The sequence below is a fragment of the Streptomyces sp. NPDC048057 genome (assembly GCF_040653095.1).
Lineage (GTDB): Bacteria > Actinomycetota > Actinomycetes > Streptomycetales > Streptomycetaceae > Streptomyces.
This window is the reverse complement of the sequence record NZ_JBEZNF010000015.1, coordinates 88,758-109,310: the sequence shown is the minus strand read 5'-3', so window position 1 is coordinate 109,310 and position 20,553 is coordinate 88,758. Positions and strand designations below refer to the sequence as shown.

Genomic DNA, 20,553 nt, shown 5'->3' with positions numbered 1-20,553 from the left:
TCCGGACCGCGATCAACCTGACGCAGTGACGGCAGGGACGAGCGGGCGTACGGGCGAGGTGTGCACAGTACGCACACGGATTGAAACACCACGTCGCCCCCATGTGCCATGTGCCACTCCGGCCCGCCGGGGTGATGCCCGGCCTCACCCGAAGGTGTGGCCCGGAGCTTTGCGCCTGGTCAGCTCAGCGGTACGGACGGGCAGTTGCGCCGGACGGCGGCGTCCCGGCGCGGTTCGTCGGCGCGGCGTGCGGCACGGTGGCGGTCACGGTCAGTCCGCCGCCCGGGCGCGGTTCGGCCGTGACGTCGCCCTGGTGGGTACGGGCCACGGCGCGCACGATCGACAGCCCGAGGCCGCTGCCGCGGGCGGAGCCGACCCGGTCGGTGAGGCGTCGGAAGGGTTCGAACAGCACCGGGATCTCATGGGCTCCGACGACGGCGCCGGTGTTGCTGACCGTGAGGGAGGAGCCGGCCCGTCCCGTCCCCGTCCGTACGCTCAGCACACCGCCGGGGACGTTGTACTTCACCGCGTTGTCGACGAGGTTGCGCACCAGCTGTTCCACCAGCACGGGGTCGCCCACGGCGGGCGCGGGGTGGAGGTCGCACTCCACGGTGACGCCGTGCGCCTCGGCGCCGGCGGCCGTGTGGGTGAGCACGGTGGCGGTGATCGCCGCGAGGTCGAGGGGCAGTCGCTCGTACGCGGTGCTCTCGGCGCGGGCCAGGGTGAGCAGGGAGTCGATCAGCCGCTCGTGGCGCTCGTTGACCGCGAGCAGGTTCTCGCCGAGCTGCTTCACCTCGGGCGGCGCGGCGCGGCGGGCGACGGCGACCTCGACCAGGGTGCGGCCCACCGCGAGCGGGGTCTTCAGCTCGTGCGCGGCGTTGGCGATGAAGCGGTCCTGTCCGGCGAACGCCTGGTCGAGGCGGTCCAGCATGCTGTCGAAGGAGTCCGCGAGCCGTTTGACCTCGCCCGGGGGTTCGTCGAGGTCGATGCGCTGGTGCAGGGTGCGGCCGGCGATCCGCTCGGCGGTGGAGGTGATGCGGTTGAGCGGGCGCAGCAGTCGGCCGGCGACCAACCAGCCCGTGGTGGTGGCGACGACGCCCACTCCCAGCACGGTGAGTCCGCCCTTGGCCATGAGGTTGTTCTGCATGGAGGCCAGGATGGTGTCGCGGGACGCGGGGTCGATCTCGATGCGGGGCTGGGCCCGTTCGGCCGACTGCGGCACGTCCGCCAGGGACGGCGGCCAGGCGGTGGGATCCGGTGCGAACGAGGGGGCGGCCCCGGGGGTCGGGCTCGCATCCGGGTCCGCGAGCCGTGGCTGCGGCTGTTCGGCGGGCACCTCGGTGGGCGGAGCCTCCTGCACGGTGGGGAACGGCAAACTCAGGGTGTACGCCATGCTGTTGCCGACCAGGATCAGCGCGCCACCGAAGATCGCCGCGCCGGCGACGAAGAACATCAGACCGAAGACGACCGTCAGGCGGACCCTGAGGCTGCCGCCGAGTGCGCGCAGGATCATCGGATGCGGTATCCCACGCCGGTCAGGGTCTCGATGACGGGCCCGTCGCCGAGCTTGCGGCGCAGGGAGCGCATGGTGACGCGGACGACCGTGGTGAAGGGGTCCACGTTCTCGTCCCAGGCCCGCTCCAGCAGCGCCTCGGCGGACACCGGCGCCCCGTCGGCCCGCAGCAGCTCCTCCAGGACGGCGAACTCCTTGCGCGACAGGGATATGTACCTGCCGTCGCGGGTGATCTGCCGCAGGTGCGGGTCCAGCCGGATGCCGGCGCGTTCCAGGACGGGCGGGGCGGCGGGCCGGGAGCGGCGGCCGAGCGCCCGGATGCGGGCGACGAGTTCGGCGAAGGCGAACGGTTTCGTCAGGTAGTCGTCCGCGCCGAGGCCGAGGCCGGCGACGCGTTCGGCGACGGTGGTGGAGACGGTGACCATGAGGACCCGTACGTCCGCGCCGGAGGCGACCGTGCGCCGGCACACCTCGTCGCCGTGGACCAGGGGCAGGTCCCGGTCGAGGACCATCACGTCGTACGCGTGCACGGCGAGGTTCTCCAGGGCGGCCTCGCCGTCGTGGACCACGTCCACCGCGAGCCCTTCGTCGCGCAGCCCTTCGGCGATCGCCGCGGCCAGCATCTCCTCGTCCTCGACCACCAGCACCCTCATGCGTCCCACCCGCTCCTCACCGCGTTGATCTGCACCAAGTATCCGTGTCCGATGTGAAAGCAGTGTGAGCAGCTTCGCTCACCGAGATCGCACGTGCCTTCGCGTGCACTGGGGTCCGCACCGCTCCCCTCCCCACGAAGGCTGGACCTCCCATGTCTGACCGTCGGCTCTCGACCGGCTCCCACAGCCGGAGCCGCCGTGCCCGCCGTGCCCCCAGCCCGCCGGGTCGCCGCACGCGGCGGGCCCGTCGCTCCGGGCCCTCGGCCTCCTTGAAGGTCCTGCTCCTGTTGGTGTGCGTGGGGGCGGTGGGTTGGGGCGGTCTCGCCGTGCTGTCCGACCCGTCGGACTCCCGCGACGCCGCCTCGTCCGGGCCGAACCGGCCGGACCCCGACGCCGGCGCTCCGCCCGAGGCGGCCTCCTCCGACACGGCGAAGACGAAGCCGTCGCCCGAGGCCGAGCGGCCGGCCGATTCCTCCGAGGAGCGCGAGGGGCGGCCGGCGCGCTCCTCGTACCGCGAGCGCGGACCGGGCACGTACACCTGGGCGCGCGGCACCGGGGCCCGGGCCGGGCACTCCGGTCGGCTGGTGCGGTACGGGGTGAAGCTGGAGGACGGCACCGGTCTCGACGTCGACGACGTCGCGGCCGAGATCGACGGCATCCTGCGGCACGAGCGCGGCTGGACCCGCAAGGGCGTCGCGTCCTTCCAGCGGGTCAGCTCTCCCCCGTACGACATGCTCGTCCACATCGTGTCGCCGGCGACCACGGACACCCTGTGCGGCGCCTGGGGGTTGGACACGGGCGGGCAGGTGAACTGTGCGAACGCGCCCGACCTGATCGTGAACGTGCGCCGTTGGATCGAGCTGAGCGAGCAGTACCGCGGGCGTCCGCACGACTACCACGCCCTGATCATCAACCACGAGGTGGGGCACGTCCTCGGCTACGGGCACCGCACCTGCGCGGGGCCCGGGAAGCCGGCGCCCGCGATGATGCAGCAGATCAAGGGGTTGCGCGGGTGCACCGCCAACCCGTGGGTGTACGACGCGGACGGCGAGCTCGTCGACGGACCCAAGGTCCCCTGAGCCCGCCCGTCCCGCCCCGAAGCCGACGGCAGCCGCCACCGAACCCCCGGGTGGCGGCTGTCGTCGTCCCCGCCGCCGCGGTGGGGCCCGCGGCTCAACCGGCCGCATGGACCACGTCCGCCCAAGCGCGGGCGGCCCGCGACCAGGTCGCCCGCAGCGCCGGCTCCGCGGCGCGGACGGACGCCACGGCCGCGTCCGGGTCGCCGCCGGCCCGGGCCACGGCCGGCCCGTCGGAGGCGGACCACCCGGCGACGGCGTCGCCCAGCACTTCGGGGTGGAACTGGACGCCCCAGCCGCGGGCGCCGATCCGGAACGCCTGGTGCGGGCAGTCGTCGCCGCCGAGCAACGGAACCGCGCCGGGCGGCAGTTCGCCGATCTCGTCCCAGTGCCACTGGGCGGCGGGGGCGCCCTCGGGCACGGCGCGGAAGACCGGGTCGTCCTCGACGGCGGGCAGCCGGCGCAGCGGTACGGTGCCCACCTCGGGCCCACGGTCCCGCGCCACCACGCGGCCCCCCAGGGCGTGGGCCACGATCTGCCCGCCCAGGCATATGCCGAGCAGGGGGACGTCCTCGTCGACGGCGCGGTGCACCAGGGTGCGCACCACGGGCAGCCAGGGCGCGGCCTCCTCGTCCTCGCAGTTGGCCGCGCCGCCGAGGACGAGCAGTCCGGCGTAGCCCGCGAGGTCCGTCGGGAGGGGCTCGCCGGCCCAGGGGTGGACGGTGTGCAGTGCGAGGCCCGACTCCTTGTGCGCCTTGCCGACGAGCCCGGGGCCCGTGCCGTCCTCGTGCTGGATCGTCAGGATCCGGGGAGTGACTTGTGACTCCGTCACGTCGTCCTGCCTTCGAAACGTCGAAAAGGAGCCGCCCAGATCCAGCCAAAGCCCGGACGCGACGGGAACCAAAAGCCTTTGGACGGCAAGGATGGCCGATATGCTCAACCAAAAGGTTTTGGCAGTCAAGAGATCGTTGAAGATTGATCCTCGGACGGGGTCACCGGGCGGCTGCTGGAGCCGCCCGGGCGCGGGCCGCGGCCAGGAACCGCACACGCGCCGACCCCGCGGCCACCCGCCGCGGGCACGCGCATCCACCGGCACCGACGCCCGGCACGGGCAGCCACCACGAGGAGGAGGGACGCGATGGTCCCACCGACCGGTACGCAGCACGGTCCGCAGACCGCGCGATCCGTCGGGATCAAGGACGTCGCCCGGGCCGCGGGGCTCTCCATCACCACCGTCTCGCACGCCCTGAACGACAAGGGCAAGGTGAGCGCGCGCACCCGGGAGCGGGTGCGGCACATCGCGGACGAGTTGGGCTACCGCCCGAACCCCGCGGCGCAGGTGCTGCTCACCGGCCGCACCGGGGTCGTCGGCCTCGCCGCCGGGCACCAGAGCGCAGAGGCGTGGGAGCGGACGTACCGCCCGTACTACGCGTCCCTCACCGCGGGCGCGATGGTCGCGGCCGTCGACCGGGACTACGCGCTGGTCGTCGTCCCGGCCCGGCCGGGTACGGACCTGTGGACCCGGATCCCGATGGACGGTCTGATCGTGGTGGACCCCGTGGCCGGCGACCCCGTCATCACCGAGGCGCTGCGGCGCGGGCTCGCGGTGGTCACCGACGGCCGCCCGATCGACCCCGCGCACGCCCATCTCCCGTACGTGCACAGCGACATGGGCTCCGGCGTGCCGCTGGCACTGGAACACCTGCGGGCGGGCGGGGCGCGCCGGACCGGGCTGCTCACCGGGCCGGAGATCGACTCGTACACCCTCGACAGCGAGCAGGCGTACGCGCGTTGGTGCGCGGAGCGGGGGCTACCGGCCGCGGTCGAACGGGTCCGGGACGGGGAGCCGGCGCGGGACGCGGCACGACGACTGCTGCTCGCCGACGAGCGACCGGACGCGGTCCACGCCCTGAACGAGACGTACGGGGAGGCGCTGCGCGCCGCCGCCGACGACCTGGGGCTGAGTATCCCGGGGGACCTCCAGATCACCGCGATGGGCGACAGCGGGCCGGGCGCCCGGCCCGCGCTGACCCTGTTGACGCTGGCGCCGCGCCGGACGGGCGCGCTGTGCGCGGGCATGCTGATCGACGCGCTCTCGGGGCTGACGCCCCAGCCGCTCTCGGTGCCGTGCGCACTGGTGCCGGGCGGCTCCACGCACGTGACCGTGCCTCGGTAGCGGCCGACGTACGACAGCGGGCGCGTCCCGTCCGGTCTCCACCGGAGGGACGCGCCCCCTCATGCGCGCGGTCGCGACCGCGGCGCGGACACTCGGGCACTCAGGCCCTGCCCAGGAAGTCGTACCCCGCTTCGTCGATCGCCTCCGAGACGACCGCGTCGTCCGGCTCCGCCGTGGTGTCGAGCGTCAGCAGCCCCGTGGAGATCTCCACCTGGACCGTGTTGACCGTGTCGAGTTCACGCAGCGCCTTGCTGACGATCGCCTTGCAGTGGCCGCTGTTGACTCCGCCGACGCGGTAGGTGGTCTGGTACGACGCCATGACTCTCCCCCCTTCTCCTGTACCCCTAGGGGGTATCTCGCTGAAGTTATTTATACCCCCAGGGGGTATCTGACGCAAGGGGTGTCGGGAACTGTCGGGGCGGCCGCGGGGCCGGCTGCGTCAAGGAGACGTCAGAGGGACGGCAAGGGCACGTCAGCAAGCGTGCGCCGCTCTTGTCCACGCGTCGCGCCGCGGCTTCGATGTGGTGCGTGAACAGCGCGTGGCCCCACCCCGACCGACCGCCCCATAAGGCGGCCGGCCGCGTGCCCCGCTGCAAGAGGTCGCCCTCCTCCCCACCTCCGCGCGGCTGAGCGCGCCGGGTACCGGGCGGCCGAACCGGCACCAGGGGCGCCGTGACCCGACCTCCGGCGCCCCTGGAACCACACGTTCACCTTTCCTCCCACCGTTCGAGCCGCGACGGCCCGAACCTTCTCCGTCTTCGTCTCCTTCTCCTTTGGATGGACCATGTCTGTCGTCGACCTGTCGTCCCGCACCGTCCTGATCACCGGGGCGACCTCCGGCATCGGCTACGAAACCGCCCGACAGCTCGCGGCGCGCGGTGCGACCGTGCTGCTGCACGGCCGCACTCCCGAGGAGAGTCGAGCGGCGGTCGACCGGCTGATCGCCACCACCGGCACCGACGGCGCACTCCTGTGCGCCTGTGCGGCCGACTTCAGCCGGCTGGACGAGGTGGCGACGCTGGCGGCGCGGGTCACCGCGGCCCATCCGCGCCTGGACGTCCTCGTCAACAACGCCGCCGTCGCCGCGCCCGAGCGCCACACCGTCACCGAGGACGGCAACGAGATCGCGTTCCAGGTGAACTTCCTGGCCCACTACCTGCTCACCAACCTGCTGGAGCCGGCGCTCACCGGGAGTTCCGCGGACGGCCGCGGCAGCCGCGTCGTCAACGTGTCGTCCTCGCTGCACCGCACGGCGTCGATCCAGTGGGGCGATCCCCAGCGGGCCCGCCGCTACTCCCGGCTCGCCGCCTACGCCCAGTCGCAGTTGGCGCTCACCGTCTTCGCCGCCGACCCGCGCGTGACGGCGGTCTCGGTCCACCCCGGTGTCTGTGAGACGGACCTGCTCCCCCTGTACGCGCACCGGGGCGCGTCCCCGAGCGCGGGCGCCGCGCACGTCGTCCGGCTGTGCGACCCGGCGACCGAGGTCGTCAACGGTGCGTACTACGAGCTGGACCGCCGGGTCGAGCCGGCGCCGGGCGCGACGGAAGAGCGCACCGTGAAGCGACTGAACAAGCTGGCCGACCAGTTGGTCCGCGCGGGCTGACCGCCCGCGCGGCTCACCTGGTGTGGGACGGGGTGCGGCGGTCCGCGACGCCCAAGCGGGCCGCCCACTCCAGGGCGTTGGGCACCCGCGCTTCCCTCGGCAGCGGTCCGGGCTCGGAGGCGGAGTCCATCAGCTCCTCCAGCGCCTCCGTGTCCACCGTGCCCGCCGCGACCCGTCGGACGAACCGCTCCGCCGCGGCCCGGTCCCGGTAGCCGGCGTCGGCGAAGCTGTCCGCCAGCGACTTGTCATCGAAGATGCCGGCGTATCCGTCGCAGGAGGCCGCCAGGCCGTCGTCCGCCACGTAGTCGGGATAGGGCGCCCGCGCCCAGGCGCCCTCCTCCCACCAGTAGAGATAGCCCAGTTCATAACCGTCGTTCAGTTCCCGGAGCCGGTCGTGCGGCAACCAGTCCGGGGCGTTCGCGAGCAGGTCCACGGGCTTGTCGCCCTGATAGGTGGTGTCACTGCAGTCGACGTCCTGACCGAAGAAGATCGCCTTTCCGTCGGAGTGGAGGGAGAGCGTCCAACCGCCGTTGGAATGCGAACAGGACAGTTCCCGGTCGCCCAGGCGGAATACCGGCCTCGTGGTTCTCGTGACAGCGATCAGTACCAGCACGACGGCGCGTTGCCACATGCGTTCGGGCCTTCCGAGCTGCGCGGGAACAAGAGGCTCGTTGGTCATCTGCGTCCCTGCTGTCGACCATGTGTAGTGCCGACCGAACATTCGGCGTTACCGAACCATACGGCCGGACGGAGCGGCGGCGCCAACGGCTCGCACGGCACCGACGGCGGCGAAGCCCGTGCCGCCAAGGGCATGGGGACCTGCGGGGCGAACGGCGACAAAGGCACCGCGTCGCCGTGGAATGGGGCCGCCGGGCACGCTTTTGCGCACGCGGGCGGAGACCCGGCCAAGGTTGTGGATCAACATGTGGCGCACCAATGGGTATTGCTCGTCGGAGTTTCACTGGACAAAGGCCGGAATTGTTCGCCGAAAACGGCCGGGGCTCAGTCGGCCGTGAGCGGCTAGCGGCGCGGTCGCACCACCCGTACGAGGGGCGGCGCGGCCGGGCCGGATGCCGGTGGAGAACCCGGGACCGGGCCCGGGAGGAGAACAGCAAGGGTCCGGGCCGGGTGGCCTGCGCTGAGGTGAGGCACTTCAGTCGGACTCATGGGGGTGAACGTATCCCCCGCGTACGACCCGATGTTCGCATTTGCTCATCGTTTACTTATCATCGCCCCGCTGACTGGCTCGAATGCACCGGCCAGGGGAAACAGGGGGCCCGCGCGGTACGGCGTTCCGATTCCGGCGGGCGTCCTGCGGGGCAACGGGTCCGGCGGCCGGGACGCGGGGCGTCGTAGGGTGAGGACGATGTTCACCTCATCCGGACCCACGCTCCGCGAGCTGACCGTGCAGGCGCTCTCCTCGGTCGAGCGCGGTTACGACCTGCTGGCCCCCAAGTTCGACGCGACGCCGTTCCGCACGCCGGACCGGCTGCTCGACCCCTTCGTCCGGGCCGTGCGCCCGCTCGGGCCCTTCCGGTCGGGCCTCGACGTGTGCACCGGCACCGGTGCGGGCGTCGGCGTGCTGCGGCGGCTGTGCGACGAACGGGTCACCGGCGTCGACTTCAGCGCGGGCATGCTCGCCCGGGCCAGGGCCGCCACGGAGGCGGACGCGGAGCCCGGGGCGCCCGCGGTCGACTGGGTGCGGGCCGACGCCCGCGACCTGCCCTTCACCGCCTCGTACGACCTCGCGGTGAGCTTCGGCGCCTTCGGCCACTTCCTCCCCGAGGAGTGGCCCGCGCTGTTCTCCGGCGTCCACCGCTCGCTGCGCCCCGGGGGCGTCTTCGCCTTCCCGCAGCCCGCCCCGCCGAGGGTCGGTTCCCGGCCGTACTGGGCGCTGCTCGGTTTCGACACGGCGATGCGCGTACGCAACGCGGTGTGGAAGCCGCCGTTCGTCATGTACTACCGGACGTTCGCCCTCGCACCGGTGTGCCGGGCCCTCAAGGACGCCGGGTTCGCGGTGGAGCTGCGGGCGATGGAGGAGCTGGGGCGGCGCGACGACGGCAGCCCGCGGTGCCGGCTGGTGGTGGCGCGCCGCACCGGCTGACCCGCACTCAGCGCAGGGCCGCCGTGCGCCCGTCGTGGTGGATGGGCGCGTCCGTGTCGGTCAACGGCGCACCGCTGCCGCCGCGGCGCCGCGCGACGATCTCCGCCGCGATCGACACGGCGGTCTCCTCCGGCGTCCGCGCGCCGATGTCGAGCCCGATGGGGCTGTGCAGCCGGGCCAGTTCGACGTCCGTGAGCCCGGCGGCGCGCAGCCGGCGCTCGCGGTCGTCGTGGGTGCGGCGCGAGCCCATCGCTCCTACATAGGCGACGGGCAGTCGCAGCGCCCGCGCCAGCAGCGGTACGTCGAACTTGACGTCGTGGGTCAGCACGCACAGCACGGTCCGCGCGTCGACCTCGGTACGGGCCAGATAGCGGTGCGGCCAGTCGACGACGACCTCGTCCGCGTCGGGGAAGCGGGCCCGGGTCGCGAAGACCGGTCGTGCGTCGCACACGGTGACGCGGTGCCCGAGGAACTTCCCCACCCGCACCAGGGCGGCGGCGAAGTCGATCGCGCCGAAGACGATCAGCCGCGGCGGCGGCGTCCGCGCCTCGACGAGCAGCGTGAGCGGGGCGCCGCACCGGCCGCCGTCCGCGCCGACGACGACCGTGTCCGTACGGCCCGCGTCCATGAGCGCGCCGGCTTCCGCCGCGGCGGTGGCCTCCAGCTCCGGGCGGCCCCCGAGGGTGCCCTCGCAGCGGCGGTCGGGGTGGACCAGGAGCGCCCGGCCGAGGAGTTCGGCCGGTCCGTCGACGACCCGGGCGAGCGCGAAGGTCGTGCCGCGGGCGGCCAGGGCGAGGGCGTGCGCGGCGGTGTCGTGCGGCTCGACCCGCGCCACCAGGACCTCGATCTCGCCGCCGCAGGTCAGTCCGACGGCGAAGGCGTCCTCGTCGGCGTAGCCGAAGCGTTCGCGCACGGGCCGGCCGTCGCGCAGCACCTGACGGCACAGGTCGTACACGGCGCCTTCGACGCAGCCGCCGGAGATCGAGCCGACGGCCCTGCCGTCGTGGTCCACGGCGAGCGCGGCGCCCGGCCCGCGCGGTGCGCTGCCGCGTACGGACACGACGGTGGCCACGGCGAACGCACGGCCCCGCCGAGCCCATCGGTGCAGTTCGTCGGCGAGGTCCAACACGGCGGTCTCCCCTCTCCCTCTTCGCTGCTCGTCGCTGGTCCGTGCTGGTCACCGTCGGGGCGATCGGCTCACGAGGTGCCGGTGAGGTGTTCCGGACGGACCGGAACGCGGTTGAGTTCGAGGCCGGTGGCGGCGCGGATCGCGGCCAGCACCGCGGGGGTGGCGGACAGCGTGGGCGCCTCCCCCACGCCGCGCAGCCCGTACGGCGCGTGGTCGTCGGCGAGTTCGAGGACGTCGACGGGGATGGCGGGGGTGTCGAGGACGGTGGGGATCAGATAGTCCGTGAAGGAGGGGTTGCGCACCCGTGCGGTGACCGGGTCGACCAGGATCTCCTCCATCACCGCGATGCCGAGGCCCTGCGTGCTGCCGCCCTGGATCTGGCCGAGCACGGACAGCGGGTTCAGCGCCTTGCCGACGTCCTGGGCGCACGCCAACTCGACGACCTTCACCAGGCCGAGTTCCGTGTCGACCTCGACGACGGCCCGGTGGGCGGCGAACGAGTACTGGACGTGCCCGTCGCCCTGGCCCGTCGTGCGGTCGAAGGGTTCGGTGGGCCGGTGGCGCCACTCGGTGACGACCTCGACGGCCTCGTCCCCCAACACGTCGACCAGGTCCGCCAGGGCCTCGCCGCCCTCGGTGACCACCTTGCCGCCTTCGAGGAGGAGTTCGGCGGTCGCCCACGCGGGGTGGTACGGGCCGAACTTGGCGCGCCCGAGGTCGAGGACCTGCGCCCGGACGGCCTCGCAGGCGTGCTTCACGGCGCCGCCGGTGACGTACGTCTGACGGGACGCCGAGGTGGACCCGGCGGAGCCGACCCGGGTGTCGGCGGGCCGGATGGTGACCTGGGTGACGCCGAGTTCGGTACGGGCGATCTGGGCGTGCACGGTGACGCCGCCCTGGCCGACCTCGGCCATCGCGGTGTGCACGGTGGCGACCGGCACCCCGCCGACGACCTCCATGCGCACGCGTGCGGTCGAGTAGTCGTCGAAGCCCTCGGAGAAACCGACGTTCTTGATGCCGACGGCGTAGCCGACGCCGCGCACGACGCCCTCGCCGTGGGTGGTGTTGGACAGCCCGCCGGGCAGGGCTCGCACGTCCACGCCGCCGCCGGCCACCTCCCACTGGCGCTCCGGCGGCAGCGGCCTGGCCTTGACCCGGCGCAGCAGTTCGGCGACCGGCGCCGGGGAGTCGACGCGCTGGCCGGTCGGCATGGTCGAGCCCTGCTCCATGGCGTTGCGCCGGCGCAGTTCGACGGGGTCGAGGTCGAGGGCGGCGGCGAGCTTGTCCATCTGGGCCTCGTACGCGAAGCACGCCTGGACCGCGCCGAAGCCCCGCATCGCGCCGCACGGCGGGTTGTTGGTGTAGAGGGCCAGCGCTTCGACGTCCACGTCGTCGACGACGTACGGGCCGACGCCGAGGGAGGCCGCGTTGCCGACGACGGCCGGGGACGAGGAGGCGTACGCGCCGCCGTCGAGGACGATGCGGCACCGCACGTGCGTCAGCTTTCCGTCGCGGGTGGCGCCGTGTTCGTACCGGAGCTTGGCGGGGTGGCGGTGGACGTGGCCGAAGAAGGACTCGAAGCGGTTGTAGACCATCTTCACCGGTCGGCCGGTGCGCAGCGCCAGCAGGCAGGCGTGGATCTGCATGGACAGGTCCTCGCGCCCGCCGAACGCGCCGCCGACGCCGGAGAGCGTCATCCGCACCTTGTCCGGCGGCAGGCCGAGGACGGGGGCGATCTGGGCGAGGTCGGAGTGCAGCCACTGGGTCGCCACGTACAGCTCGACCCCGCCGTCCTCGCAGGGGACGGCGAGCCCGGACTCGGGCCCGAGGAACGCCTGGTCCTGCATGCCGAAGACGTACTCGCCGGTGACGACGACGTCCGCGCGGCGGGCCGCGGCGGCGGCGTCGCCGCGCACGACGGGCTGGCGGTGGACGACGTTGGGGTGCGGGACGTGGGCGGCGTGGTGGTCGGTGCGGTGCTCGTGGACGAGGACCGCGTCGGGTGCGGTGGCGGACGCCTCGTCGGTGACGACGGGCAGTTCGACGTAGTCGACGACGATCTTCGCGGCGGCGCGGCGGGCGGTCTCGGGGTGGTCGGCGGCGACGAGGGCGACGGGCTCGCCGTGGTGGCGGACCTTGCCGTGGGCGAGGGCGGGGGTGTCCTGGAACTCCAGTCCGTAGTGCGTCACGTCGGTCGGCAGGTCGTCGTGGGTGAGGACGGCGTGGACGCCGGGGGTGGCCAGGGCCGCGGTGACGTCGATGGCGCGGATCTCGGCGTGGGCGAGGGGGGAGCGCAGCGTGTGGCCCCAGAGCATGTGCTCGTGCCACATGTCGGAGGAGTACGCGAACTCACCGGTGACCTTGAGCGTGCCGTCGGGGCGGAGGGTGGACTCGCCGATGCCGCCGGGGGTGGGTGAGCCCTGGGTGAGGCCGGTGGGGGTGCCGGCGGGCGTGGTGGGGGTGCGCGGAGTGGTCATCAGGTGCCCCCCTGTTGGCGGACGGCGGCGAGCCGGACCGCGTCGAGGATCTTCTCGTAGCCGGTGCAGCGGCAGAGGTTGCCGGAGAGGGCCTCGCGGATGTCGGCGTCGGAGGGGTCGGCGTTGCGTTCCAGCAGTTCGTCGGCGGCGACGAGGAGGCCGGGGGTGCAGAAGCCGCACTGGACGGCGCCGGCGTCGATGAAGGCTTGTTGGACCGGGGCGAGTTCGGGGCCGGCGGCGTCGTGGGCGGGGGCCGCGGGGGTGGCGGCGTCGTGAGTGGGGTGGGCAGGGTGGCCGTGGGCGGTCCAGCGGCGCGCCTCGTCGAGCGGGGTCCCGGGGGCGTCCGCGCCGGCGCTGCGTTGTCGGGCGTGGTCCGCGAGCCCTTCGACGGTCACCACGTCGCGGCCCTCCGCCTGCCCCGCCGCCACCAGGCAGGCGCAGACGGGCACCCCGTCGAGCCGTACGGTGCAGGAGCCGCACTCGCCCTGTTCACAGGCGTTCTTGGACCCCGGCAGGCCCATCCGCTCGCGCAGCACGTACAGCAGGCTCTCGCCCTCCCAGACGTCGTCGGCCTGCTGACGGCGGCCGTTGACCGTGAAACTGACGCGCATCAGGCGGCTCCTTCGGTGGTGGCGCGACCGGTGTCGCGGTACGCCTCCCAGGCCCAGGTCAGGGTGCGGCGGGCCAGGACGCCGACGGCGTGCCGGCGATAGGCGGCGGTGCCGCGGACGTCGTCGATCGGCTGACAGGCCCCGGCGGCCAGCTGGGCGAACTCCCGGGCCACCGAAGGCGGGACGGTCCTACCGCTCTCCCAGCAGCCGCTCTCCTCCAGCGCGGCGGCGAGGAACTCCTCGGCGACGCGGGCACGCACGGGAGTGGGCGCGGCCGAGCCGATGCCGGTGCGCACGGTGCGGGTGCGCGGGTGCAGTGCGAGGCCGAAGGCGCAGACCGCGATGACCATGGCGTTGCGCGTACCGACCTTGCTGAACTGCTGCGGGCCGTCGGCCCTGGCGATGTGGACGGCCCGGATCAGTTCGTCGGGCGCGAGGGCGTTGCGCTTGACGCCGGTGTAGAAGTCGTCGACGGGGATGCGGCGGGTGCCGCGCAGGGAGGCGACCTCGACCTCGGCACCGGCGGCGAGCAGCGCGGGGTGGGCGTCTCCCGCGGGGGACGCGGTGCCGAGGTTGCCGCCGACGGTGCCGCGGTTGCGGATCTGCGGGGACGCGACGGTGTGCGCGGCGAGCGCGAGGCCGGGCAGCTCGGCCCGCAGCTGCTCGACGATCTGCGTGTACGGGACGCCGGCGCCCAGCCGGACGGTGTCTGCGCCGACCTCCCACTGGCGCAGCTCGTCGATGCGGCCGAGGTCCATGAGGCGGTCGGGGCGGCGGTGGTCGAAGTTGATCTCGACCATGACGTCCGTGCCGCCGGCGATGGGGACGGCGGTGGGGTGCTCGGCCTTGACGGCGAGGGCTTCGTCCCAGCTGGCGGGCCGGAGGAACTCCATGCGCGGCTCTCTTCTGTCGCTGGCCTGTCGCCCTGGGGGCTTCCCGGTCGTGCTTCTCTGTCGTGTCTCGTCGTGTCTCTGCCGCGTTCCGTGGGTGCTTCCGTGCTGCGTTCTCCTGCGCTGCTGCACCCGCTATGGGGCCAGTACACAAGCAGTGCTCCACCCGGTGCAGTCACCGAAGGCATGAAGGAGTTGGCTGGTCCGTCCAGCCGTCTTGTAGATTCAGACGAAGAGGGACGTAGGACGAGTGGCGGCGGCTCCCACGGCTGGTGCGTGGGGCGGGTGGTGCGAACCACCGAGGCCGACCGGCCACCACGGACAAGGGATCGGCGGCGACTGATGCGGCTGCGCGCACTGCTGGAGAACGACGCGCTGGGGCTGCGGCTGCTGGGCGGCGAGGACGAGCTGGACCGCGGCGTGCGCGGGGTGATGACGACCGACCTGCGCGACCCGAGCCGCTATCTGTCGGGCGGGGAGCTGGTGCTCACGGGCCTGGCGTGGCGACACGCGCCGGAGGACTCGGAACCGTTCGTACGGATCCTGGTGCAGGCGCAGGTGGCGGGGCTCGCGGCGGGCGAGGCGGAGCTGGGGGCGGTCCCGGACGACCTGGTGGCGGCGTGCGCCCGGCACCGGCTGCCGCTGTTCGCGGTGCACGAGTCGGTGGCGTTCGCGACGATCACGGAGTACGTGGTGCGCCAGGTCTCCGGGGAGCGGGCGGAGGATCTGGCGGCGGTGGTGGACCGGCACCGCAGGCTGATGACGTCGGGTCCGGCGGGCGGCGGCCCCGAGGTGGTGCTGGACCTCCTCGGCTCCGACCTGGACCTGCGCGCCTGGGTGCTGTCGCCGACGGGGCGGCAGATCGCCGGCCCGAGCGAGCTGGCGGGGCCGGTGGCGGGCGCGGGCACAGGCGGCCGAGGCGTCACGGGTGGCGCAGGGGGCGCGCGGGGCGCGGGCGGCGCGGGCGTCACTTCAGCAAGGGGAGTCACGGGGTCCCCGGGAAGCATCGCAGTCACAGGTGACGCAGCAGCCGCGGCAGAAACCGAGAGCGCTGCTCACCGGACGGGAGCACCGCTCTCGTCCAAGAGCGGTGCTCTGCAGACCGGAGCACCGCACACAAACGAGAGCACCGCTCACCAAGCCGGAGCACCGCGCACAAACGAGAGCACCGCTCACGCGACCTCCACCCCACCCCCCGCCGGAGCCGGAGCCGCCCCCGGAGCACTGCCCTACGACGTGAGCACTGCTCTCGCCGGTGAGCACCTGTCCGCCACCCGCGCCGGCCACCGCGCCCCGCACCGCACCACCGTCGCCGGTACGACCTACTCGCTCTTCCCCATCCAGCACGCCGGCCGCGCAGCCGCCGCCCCCGGCTCCCGCGACGTGCGCGAGAGCGTGCTGTCGGACTGGCTGCTCGCCGTCGAGGCGGACGCCGGCGACTGGCCGCCCGCCCGGCTCGATCTGCTCCAGGGCGTCACCCAGCTCATCGCCGTCGAGCGCGACCGGCGCGACGCGGCCCGCACCGTACGCCGGCGGCTGGCCCAGGAGGTGCTGGAGCTGGTGCAGACGGGCGCCGCACCGGCCGAGGTCTCCGCGCGACTGCGGGTGGCCGCGCCCGTCCTGCTGCCCGGCCTGGACACCGCGCCGCACTGGCAGGTCGTGGTGGCCCGGGTCGACTGGGGCCCGGACGCGGCCGGCATCGACGCCGGAGCCGTCGCCCAGGCCCTGCTGGAGGAGGTCCTGGTCGATCCGTCGACGGCCGGCGCCGACGCCTCGGACCGGTTCGCCGTCGCCCACGAGGGCGACGAGGCCGTCGCCCTCGTACCGCTGTCCGCCCTGCCGCCGGTGGGCGACTCGCCCGCCTCGGAGGAGGCGCTGCACGCCGACGCGCTGCTGGCCGCGGTCCGCGAGCCGCTGTCGGCCGGGCTCGGCGACGACGGGCGGCTGACCATCGGCGCGAGCGCCGCGGTCTCGTCCGCGGAGGGCCTGCGCGGCGCGCTGGAGGAGGCCCGGCACGCCCGCCGGGTCGCCGCGGCCCGCCCCGGCCGGGTGTGCGCCGCGGGCCACCACGAGTTGGCCTCGCACGTCCTGCTGCTGCCCTTCGTCCCGGACGACGTGCGGCGCGCCTTCACCGCGCGCCTGCTCGACCCGCTGCGGGAGTACGACCGGCGCCACCGCGCCGAGCTGATCCCCACCCTGGAGGCGTTCTTGGAGTCCGACGGCTCGTGGACGCGGTGCGCGGCCCGGCTGCACCTGCACGTGAACACCCTGCGGTACCGGGTCGGACGGATCGAGCAGCTCACCGGCCGCGACCTGTCGCGCCTGGAGGACAAGCTGGACTTCTTCCTCGCACTCCGCATGGGCTGAGCCGCACCCCACCCACCTGGCTCGATTTCAACGATCCGATCACAGCCCGAGGGCGTACAAAACGCCACAAAATCGACCCAGACATGGCCAATCCCTCCACCATTCACCCCCGCATGACCTGGCTGGAAATTGACAGTTAGGAAAGCCTCACCATATTTATTGGACCGTTCCGTTTGTGTCCCCGTGCGACGACCGGTCCCCCGAGCGCCGCGGGCTGTCCAGGAGGCCCCCATGCGCCGTCCGTCCCTTCGTCGCGGCACCGCACTCGCCGTGTCCGCACTGCTCCTGCCCGTCCTCGCCGCCTGCGGCGGCTCGGACGACAAGGACGGCGGAAACGGCAAGAACGGCGACACCCAGGCCAAGGGCCAGGGCTCGGACGAGCTGGTCATCTACTCGGGCCGCAACGAGAAGCTGATCTCCCCGATCATCGAGAAGCTGGAGAAGGCGACCGGCACCAAGGTCCAGGTCCGCTACGGCGACAGCGCCGAACTCTCCGCCCAGATCCTGGAAGAGGGCAAGAAGACCAAGGCCGGGCTGTTCTTCTCGCAGGACGCCGGCGCCCTCGGCGCGCTCTCCAAGGCGGGCGTGCTCGCCGAGCTGCCGAAGAACTCCCTCGACAAGGTGGACACCGCCTTCCGCAGCGGCAAGGGCGACTGGGTCGGCGTCTCCGGCCGCTCGCGCGTCATCGCGTACCACCCGGAGAAGGCCCCCAAGGCCCCGGACAGCGTGATGGACCTGACCAAGCCCGAGTGGAAGGGCAAGGTCGGCTACGCGCCCACCAACGCCTCCTTCCAGGCGTTCGTCACCGGCATGCGCGTCCTCAAGGGCGACGAGGCCACCCAGAAGTGGCTGAAGGACTTCAAGGCGAACGGCGCCAAGCCGTACGACAAGAACGGCGCGGTCCTGGACGCCGTCAACTCCGGCGAGGTCTCCCTCGGCCTGATCAACCACTACTACTGGTACGAGAAGGCCGCCGAGGTCGGCGCCGACAAGCTCAAGGCCAAGATCCACTTCCTGCCGGGCGGCGACCCGGGCGCCCTGGTGAACGTCGCCGGCGTCGGCGTCCTCAAGGACGGCGGCCAGAGCGCCGCGGCCCAGAAGGCGGTCGACTACCTGCTCTCCGACGAGGCCCAGCAGTACTTCGCGGCGGAGACCAAGGAGTACCCGCTGTCGGCCGGCGTCACCTCGCCCGTCAAGGACCTCCCGCCGCTGGCCTCGCTGAAGGCCCCGAAGATCGACCTCGGTGAGCTGGACTCGCTCCAGCAGACGCTGGAGATGATCCGCGAAGCCGGGATGGTCTGAGCCCGACCCGTCCTCCCGCGCCCATGAGCACGCACACCACCCGGTCCGTGCGCACCCCGGCTGCCGCGCCCCGCGCGGCAGCCGGTCGGCGTACGCCCCCGCTCGTCCTCCTGCTCCCGGCCGCCGCCGCGGCCCTCGTCGCCCTGCTCCCCCTCGGCTACCTCGGCGTCCGCGCCACGGAGCGCGGCTGGGGCTTCGCCTGGGACATCGTCACGGAGCAGCGCACCCTCGAACTCCTCGGCCGCAGCCTCCAGTTGACCGCCATCGTGGTCGCCGGTTGTCTGCTGCTCGGCATCTCCCTGGCCTGGTTGACGGTCCGTACGAACCTGCCGGGCCGTCGGGCCTGGGCGGTGCTGGCGACTCTCCCGCTGGCCGTGCCGAGTTACGTCGCCGCCTTCACCTGGATCTCCGCCGCGCCCTCGCTCGCCGGGCTGCCCGGCGCCGCGATCACCCTCACCTTCGCCTGCTTCCCGTACGTCTTCCTGCCGGTCGCGGCGACCCTGCGCGGCATCGACCCCGCGCAGGAGGAGGCCGCCCGCTCCCTGGGCAACGGCGCGTTCCGGACGTTCCTGAAGGTCACCCTGCCGCAGCTGCGGCCCGCGGCGGCCGGCGGTGCGATCCTCGTCGCGCTGTACGTGCTGTCCGACTTCGGCTCGGTCTCCATCACCCGCTACGACACCTTCACCCGGGCCGTGCACGCCTCCTATCAAGCCAGCTTCGACCGCACGCCGGCGGCCGTGCTCGGCTGCGTGCTGGTGGTCATGACCGTGCTGCTGGTGCTGGCAGAGAACCGCACCCGGGGCCGCGCCGGGCACGCCCGCACCGGCCGGGGCAGCGCCCGGCCGCCCGTACGGCTGCGCCTCGGTGCGTGGACCGCGCCCGCGCTGGCGTGGTGCACCGCCGTCGCCGCCGCGTCCGTCGCCTTCCCGCTGGCCACCCTGGGCTACTGGCTCACCGTCGGCAACTCCGGTTTCGACGGCGAGAAGCTGATGTCCGCCACGGTCACCACCGTCTCCGTGGCCGCGGTCGGCGCCGCCGTGACCACCGTGCTCGCGATCCCGGTCGGCGTGCTCTCCGCCCGCCACCGCGGACGTCTGGCCCGGCTGCTCGAACAGTCCGTGTACGCGGGGCACGCGGTCCCCGGCATCACCGTGGGCCTGGCCCTCGTCTTCTTCGCCGTGCGCTACGCGTACCCGCTCTACCAGGAACTGCCGCTGCTGATCGTGGCGTACGTCGTCCTCTTCCTCCCGGTCGCCGTGGCCTCCGCGCGGGCTGCCGTGCTCCAGGCGCCGCCGGTGTTGGAGGACGTGGCGCGTTCGCTGGGCCGCAGTCCGCTGCGGGTGCTGCGGGAGGTCACCGTTCCGCTGGCGGCGCCCGGCATCGGCGCGGGCGCGGCCCTCACCTTCGTGGTGATCATGAAGGAGCTGCCGGCGACGCTGCTGCTCCGCCCCACCGGCACGGACACCCTGGCGACCCGGCTGTGGACCGAGACGGGCGCGGGCGCCTTCGCCGGCGCCGCGCCGTACGCCGCGGCCATCGTCCTCATCGCGGCCGTCCCCTCCTACCTGCTCGGAAGGCGCTCATGACGGAACTGCGCATCACCGCGGTGACCAGCTCGTACGGCCGGGGCGAGCGGGTGCTCGACGGTCTCGACCTCACCGTCGGCGCCGGCGAGTTGGCCGCGGTCCTCGGCCCGTCGGGCTGCGGCAAGACCACGCTGCTGCGGGTCATCGCCGGCTTCGTCGCCCCCGACTCCGGCGAGGTCGCACTCGGCGAGCGGATCGTCAGCGGGCCCGGCGTGCACGTCCCGCCGGAGCGGCGCGGCGTCGGCATCGTCGCCCAGGAGGGCGCGCTCTTCCCGCATCTGAGCGTGGCCCGGAACGTCGCCTTCGGCCTCACCGGTGCGCCGCGCGCCGAACGCGCGGCGCGCACCGCGGAGATGCTCGAACTCGTCGGGCTCGGCGCGTACGGCGACCGGATGCCGCACGAGCTCTCCGGCGGCCAGCAGCAGCGCGTCGCCCTCGCCCGCGCGCTCGCCCCGCGCCCCGCGCTGGTCCTCCTCGACGAGCCGTTCAGCGCCCTCGACAGCGCCCTGCGCGCGGGGCTGCGCTCGGACGTCCGGGCAGCGCTGCGCACGGCCGGTGCCACCGCCGTCCTCGTCACCCACGACCAGGAGGAGGCCCTGTCCACCGCGGACCGGGTGGCGGTCGTCCGCGACGGCAGGATCGCCCAGTGCGGCACCCCCGAGGAGCTGTACCACCGGCCGGCCGACCCGTGGGTGGCGTCGTTCGTCGGTGACGCGGTGCTGCTGGACGGCACCGCGGACGCCGGCACCGCCACCACCGCGCTCGGGGCCGTACGGGTCGACGGCGGCGCCCTCGGCGGCGGCACCGTCGTGCTGCGGCCCGAACAGCTGCGCCTGCGGCCCGTCGACGGCGCCGCCCCGGCCGTCCACGGCCGGGTCACCGAAGTGCGCTTCCACGGGCACGACGCCCTGTTCGTGCTGGACGTGCCCGAGGTGGGCCGGGTGACGGTCCGCTCGTCCGGCGCCCCGACCTTCCGCCCCGGTGACGAGGTGGCGGTGTCGACAACGGGCGAGGGCACGTTCCACCGCCCCTGAAGGGCCGCCCGAACACCGTCGAAAACCGGCCG

17 protein-coding genes are annotated in these 20,553 nt (G+C 73.6%); 8 read left to right on the top strand and 9 right to left on the bottom strand.

Features of this window, described 5'->3' with window-relative positions:
• Positions 1-184: 184 nt before the first annotated feature.
• Together AB0E05_RS19325 and AB0E05_RS19320 are read right to left on the bottom strand one after the other, a co-directional pair.
• A complete protein-coding gene (locus AB0E05_RS19325) occupies positions 185-1,513 on the bottom strand; it encodes an ATP-binding protein (RefSeq protein ID WP_361964923.1) in 1,329 nt (442 codons plus the stop codon).
• Entirely contained in the window at positions 1,510-2,166 is a 657-nt protein-coding gene (locus AB0E05_RS19320) for a response regulator transcription factor (RefSeq protein ID WP_361964921.1), read from the bottom strand. Before AB0E05_RS19320 ends, AB0E05_RS19325 begins: the two co-directional genes overlap by 4 nt.
• A 269-nt stretch (positions 2,167-2,435) precedes the next feature.
• Here AB0E05_RS19320 and AB0E05_RS19315 point away from each other — a divergent pair, with 269 nt between their 5' ends.
• On the top strand, positions 2,436-3,245 hold the full coding sequence (locus AB0E05_RS19315) for a DUF3152 domain-containing protein (RefSeq protein ID WP_361964919.1): 810 nt from the start codon (positions 2,436-2,438) through the stop codon (positions 3,243-3,245).
• A gap of 94 nt (positions 3,246-3,339) precedes the next feature.
• Here the strand turns inward: AB0E05_RS19315 and AB0E05_RS19310 are convergent, their stop codons facing one another.
• Positions 3,340-4,074 (bottom strand): type 1 glutamine amidotransferase, encoded by a 735-nt coding sequence (locus AB0E05_RS19310; RefSeq protein ID WP_361964917.1) that lies wholly within the window; start codon positions 4,072-4,074, stop codon positions 3,340-3,342.
• A gap of 306 nt (positions 4,075-4,380) precedes the next feature.
• Here AB0E05_RS19310 and AB0E05_RS19305 point away from each other — a divergent pair, with 306 nt between their 5' ends.
• A complete protein-coding gene (locus tag AB0E05_RS19305; protein WP_361964915.1) occupies positions 4,381-5,418 on the top strand; it encodes a LacI family DNA-binding transcriptional regulator in 1,038 nt (345 codons plus the stop codon).
• A gap of 100 nt (positions 5,419-5,518) precedes the next feature.
• On the opposite strand, the gene AB0E05_RS19300 is transcribed toward AB0E05_RS19305, so the two are convergent.
• Positions 5,519-5,737: a heavy-metal-associated domain-containing protein gene (locus AB0E05_RS19300; protein ID WP_361964913.1), complete on the bottom strand. Its 219-nt coding sequence runs from the start codon at positions 5,735-5,737 to the stop codon at positions 5,519-5,521.
• Between the two features lie 465 nt (positions 5,738-6,202).
• Here AB0E05_RS19300 and AB0E05_RS19295 point away from each other — a divergent pair, with 465 nt between their 5' ends.
• Entirely contained in the window at positions 6,203-7,021 is an 819-nt protein-coding gene (locus AB0E05_RS19295) for an SDR family NAD(P)-dependent oxidoreductase (RefSeq protein WP_361964911.1), read from the top strand.
• A 13-nt stretch (positions 7,022-7,034) separates the two neighbouring features.
• On the opposite strand, the gene AB0E05_RS19290 is transcribed toward AB0E05_RS19295, so the two are convergent.
• Complete coding sequence (locus AB0E05_RS19290) at positions 7,035-7,700, bottom strand: hypothetical protein (RefSeq protein ID WP_361964909.1); 666 nt, start codon at positions 7,698-7,700, stop codon at positions 7,035-7,037.
• 687 nt (positions 7,701-8,387) lie between these two features.
• Here AB0E05_RS19290 and AB0E05_RS19285 point away from each other — a divergent pair.
• Positions 8,388-9,125, top strand: a complete 738-nt coding sequence (locus tag AB0E05_RS19285; protein WP_361964908.1) for a class I SAM-dependent methyltransferase — start codon at positions 8,388-8,390, stop codon at positions 9,123-9,125.
• 7 nt (positions 9,126-9,132) lie between these two features.
• Here the strand turns inward: AB0E05_RS19285 and AB0E05_RS19280 are convergent, their stop codons facing one another.
• From AB0E05_RS19280 to AB0E05_RS19265, 4 genes are all read right to left on the bottom strand, one after another.
• The gene (locus AB0E05_RS19280; protein ID WP_361964906.1) at positions 9,133-10,254 is read right to left on the bottom strand and encodes an XdhC/CoxI family protein; all 1,122 of its coding nucleotides are present in this window, start codon (positions 10,252-10,254) and stop codon (positions 9,133-9,135) included.
• 68 nt (positions 10,255-10,322) lie between these two features.
• Complete coding sequence (locus AB0E05_RS19275; protein ID WP_361964904.1) at positions 10,323-12,731, bottom strand: molybdopterin cofactor-binding domain-containing protein; 2,409 nt, start codon at positions 12,729-12,731, stop codon at positions 10,323-10,325.
• The gene (locus AB0E05_RS19270; protein WP_361964902.1) at positions 12,731-13,342 is read right to left on the bottom strand and encodes a (2Fe-2S)-binding protein; all 612 of its coding nucleotides are present in this window, start codon (positions 13,340-13,342) and stop codon (positions 12,731-12,733) included. Before AB0E05_RS19270 ends, AB0E05_RS19275 begins: the two co-directional genes overlap by 1 nt.
• On the bottom strand, positions 13,342-14,235 hold the full coding sequence (locus AB0E05_RS19265; protein WP_361964900.1) for an FAD binding domain-containing protein: 894 nt from the start codon (positions 14,233-14,235) through the stop codon (positions 13,342-13,344). Before AB0E05_RS19265 ends, AB0E05_RS19270 begins: the two co-directional genes overlap by 1 nt.
• A 339-nt stretch (positions 14,236-14,574) precedes the next feature.
• Here AB0E05_RS19265 and AB0E05_RS19260 point away from each other — a divergent pair, with 339 nt between their 5' ends.
• The 4 genes from AB0E05_RS19260 (at position 14,575) to AB0E05_RS19245 (ending at position 20,521) form a co-directional block, all read left to right on the top strand.
• Positions 14,575-16,599, top strand: coding sequence for a PucR family transcriptional regulator ligand-binding domain-containing protein (locus AB0E05_RS19260; protein ID WP_361964898.1), 2,025 nt, complete (start codon positions 14,575-14,577; stop codon positions 16,597-16,599).
• 231 nt (positions 16,600-16,830) lie between these two features.
• Positions 16,831-17,901 (top strand): iron ABC transporter substrate-binding protein, encoded by a 1,071-nt coding sequence (locus tag AB0E05_RS19255; RefSeq protein WP_361964896.1) that lies wholly within the window; start codon positions 16,831-16,833, stop codon positions 17,899-17,901.
• A gap of 23 nt (positions 17,902-17,924) precedes the next feature.
• Positions 17,925-19,487 (top strand): iron ABC transporter permease, encoded by a 1,563-nt coding sequence (locus AB0E05_RS19250; RefSeq protein WP_361964894.1) that lies wholly within the window; start codon positions 17,925-17,927, stop codon positions 19,485-19,487.
• Positions 19,484-20,521: an ABC transporter ATP-binding protein gene (locus tag AB0E05_RS19245; RefSeq protein WP_361964892.1), complete on the top strand. Its 1,038-nt coding sequence runs from the start codon at positions 19,484-19,486 to the stop codon at positions 20,519-20,521. The genes AB0E05_RS19250 and AB0E05_RS19245 overlap by 4 nt, the downstream gene beginning before the upstream one ends.
• Positions 20,522-20,553 lie beyond the last annotated feature (32 nt).

What these genes read in the sequence shown, in the direction of transcription:
- AB0E05_RS19325 (WP_361964923.1), bottom strand. Translation starts at nt 1,513, where the DNA reads ATGATCCTGCGCGCACTCGGCGGCAGCCTCAGGGTCCGCCTGACGGTC.
- AB0E05_RS19320 (WP_361964921.1), bottom strand. Translation starts at nt 2,166, where the DNA reads ATGAGGGTGCTGGTGGTCGAGGACGAGGAGATGCTGGCCGCGGCGATC.
- AB0E05_RS19305 (WP_361964915.1), top strand. Translation starts at nt 4,381, where the DNA reads ATGGTCCCACCGACCGGTACGCAGCACGGTCCGCAGACCGCGCGATCC.
- AB0E05_RS19300 (WP_361964913.1), bottom strand. Translation starts at nt 5,737, where the DNA reads ATGGCGTCGTACCAGACCACCTACCGCGTCGGCGGAGTCAACAGCGGC.
- AB0E05_RS19295 (WP_361964911.1), top strand. Translation starts at nt 6,203, where the DNA reads ATGTCTGTCGTCGACCTGTCGTCCCGCACCGTCCTGATCACCGGGGCG.
- AB0E05_RS19290 (WP_361964909.1), bottom strand. Translation starts at nt 7,700, where the DNA reads ATGACCAACGAGCCTCTTGTTCCCGCGCAGCTCGGAAGGCCCGAACGC.
- AB0E05_RS19285 (WP_361964908.1), top strand. Translation starts at nt 8,388, where the DNA reads ATGTTCACCTCATCCGGACCCACGCTCCGCGAGCTGACCGTGCAGGCG.
- AB0E05_RS19275 (WP_361964904.1), bottom strand. Translation starts at nt 12,731, where the DNA reads ATGACCACTCCGCGCACCCCCACCACGCCCGCCGGCACCCCCACCGGC.
- AB0E05_RS19270 (WP_361964902.1), bottom strand. Translation starts at nt 13,342, where the DNA reads ATGCGCGTCAGTTTCACGGTCAACGGCCGCCGTCAGCAGGCCGACGAC.
- AB0E05_RS19265 (WP_361964900.1), bottom strand. Translation starts at nt 14,235, where the DNA reads ATGGAGTTCCTCCGGCCCGCCAGCTGGGACGAAGCCCTCGCCGTCAAG.
- AB0E05_RS19260 (WP_361964898.1), top strand. Translation starts at nt 14,575, where the DNA reads ATGCGGCTGCGCGCACTGCTGGAGAACGACGCGCTGGGGCTGCGGCTG.
- AB0E05_RS19255 (WP_361964896.1), top strand. Translation starts at nt 16,831, where the DNA reads ATGCGCCGTCCGTCCCTTCGTCGCGGCACCGCACTCGCCGTGTCCGCA.
- AB0E05_RS19250 (WP_361964894.1), top strand. Translation starts at nt 17,925, where the DNA reads ATGAGCACGCACACCACCCGGTCCGTGCGCACCCCGGCTGCCGCGCCC.
- AB0E05_RS19245 (WP_361964892.1), top strand. Translation starts at nt 19,484, where the DNA reads ATGACGGAACTGCGCATCACCGCGGTGACCAGCTCGTACGGCCGGGGC.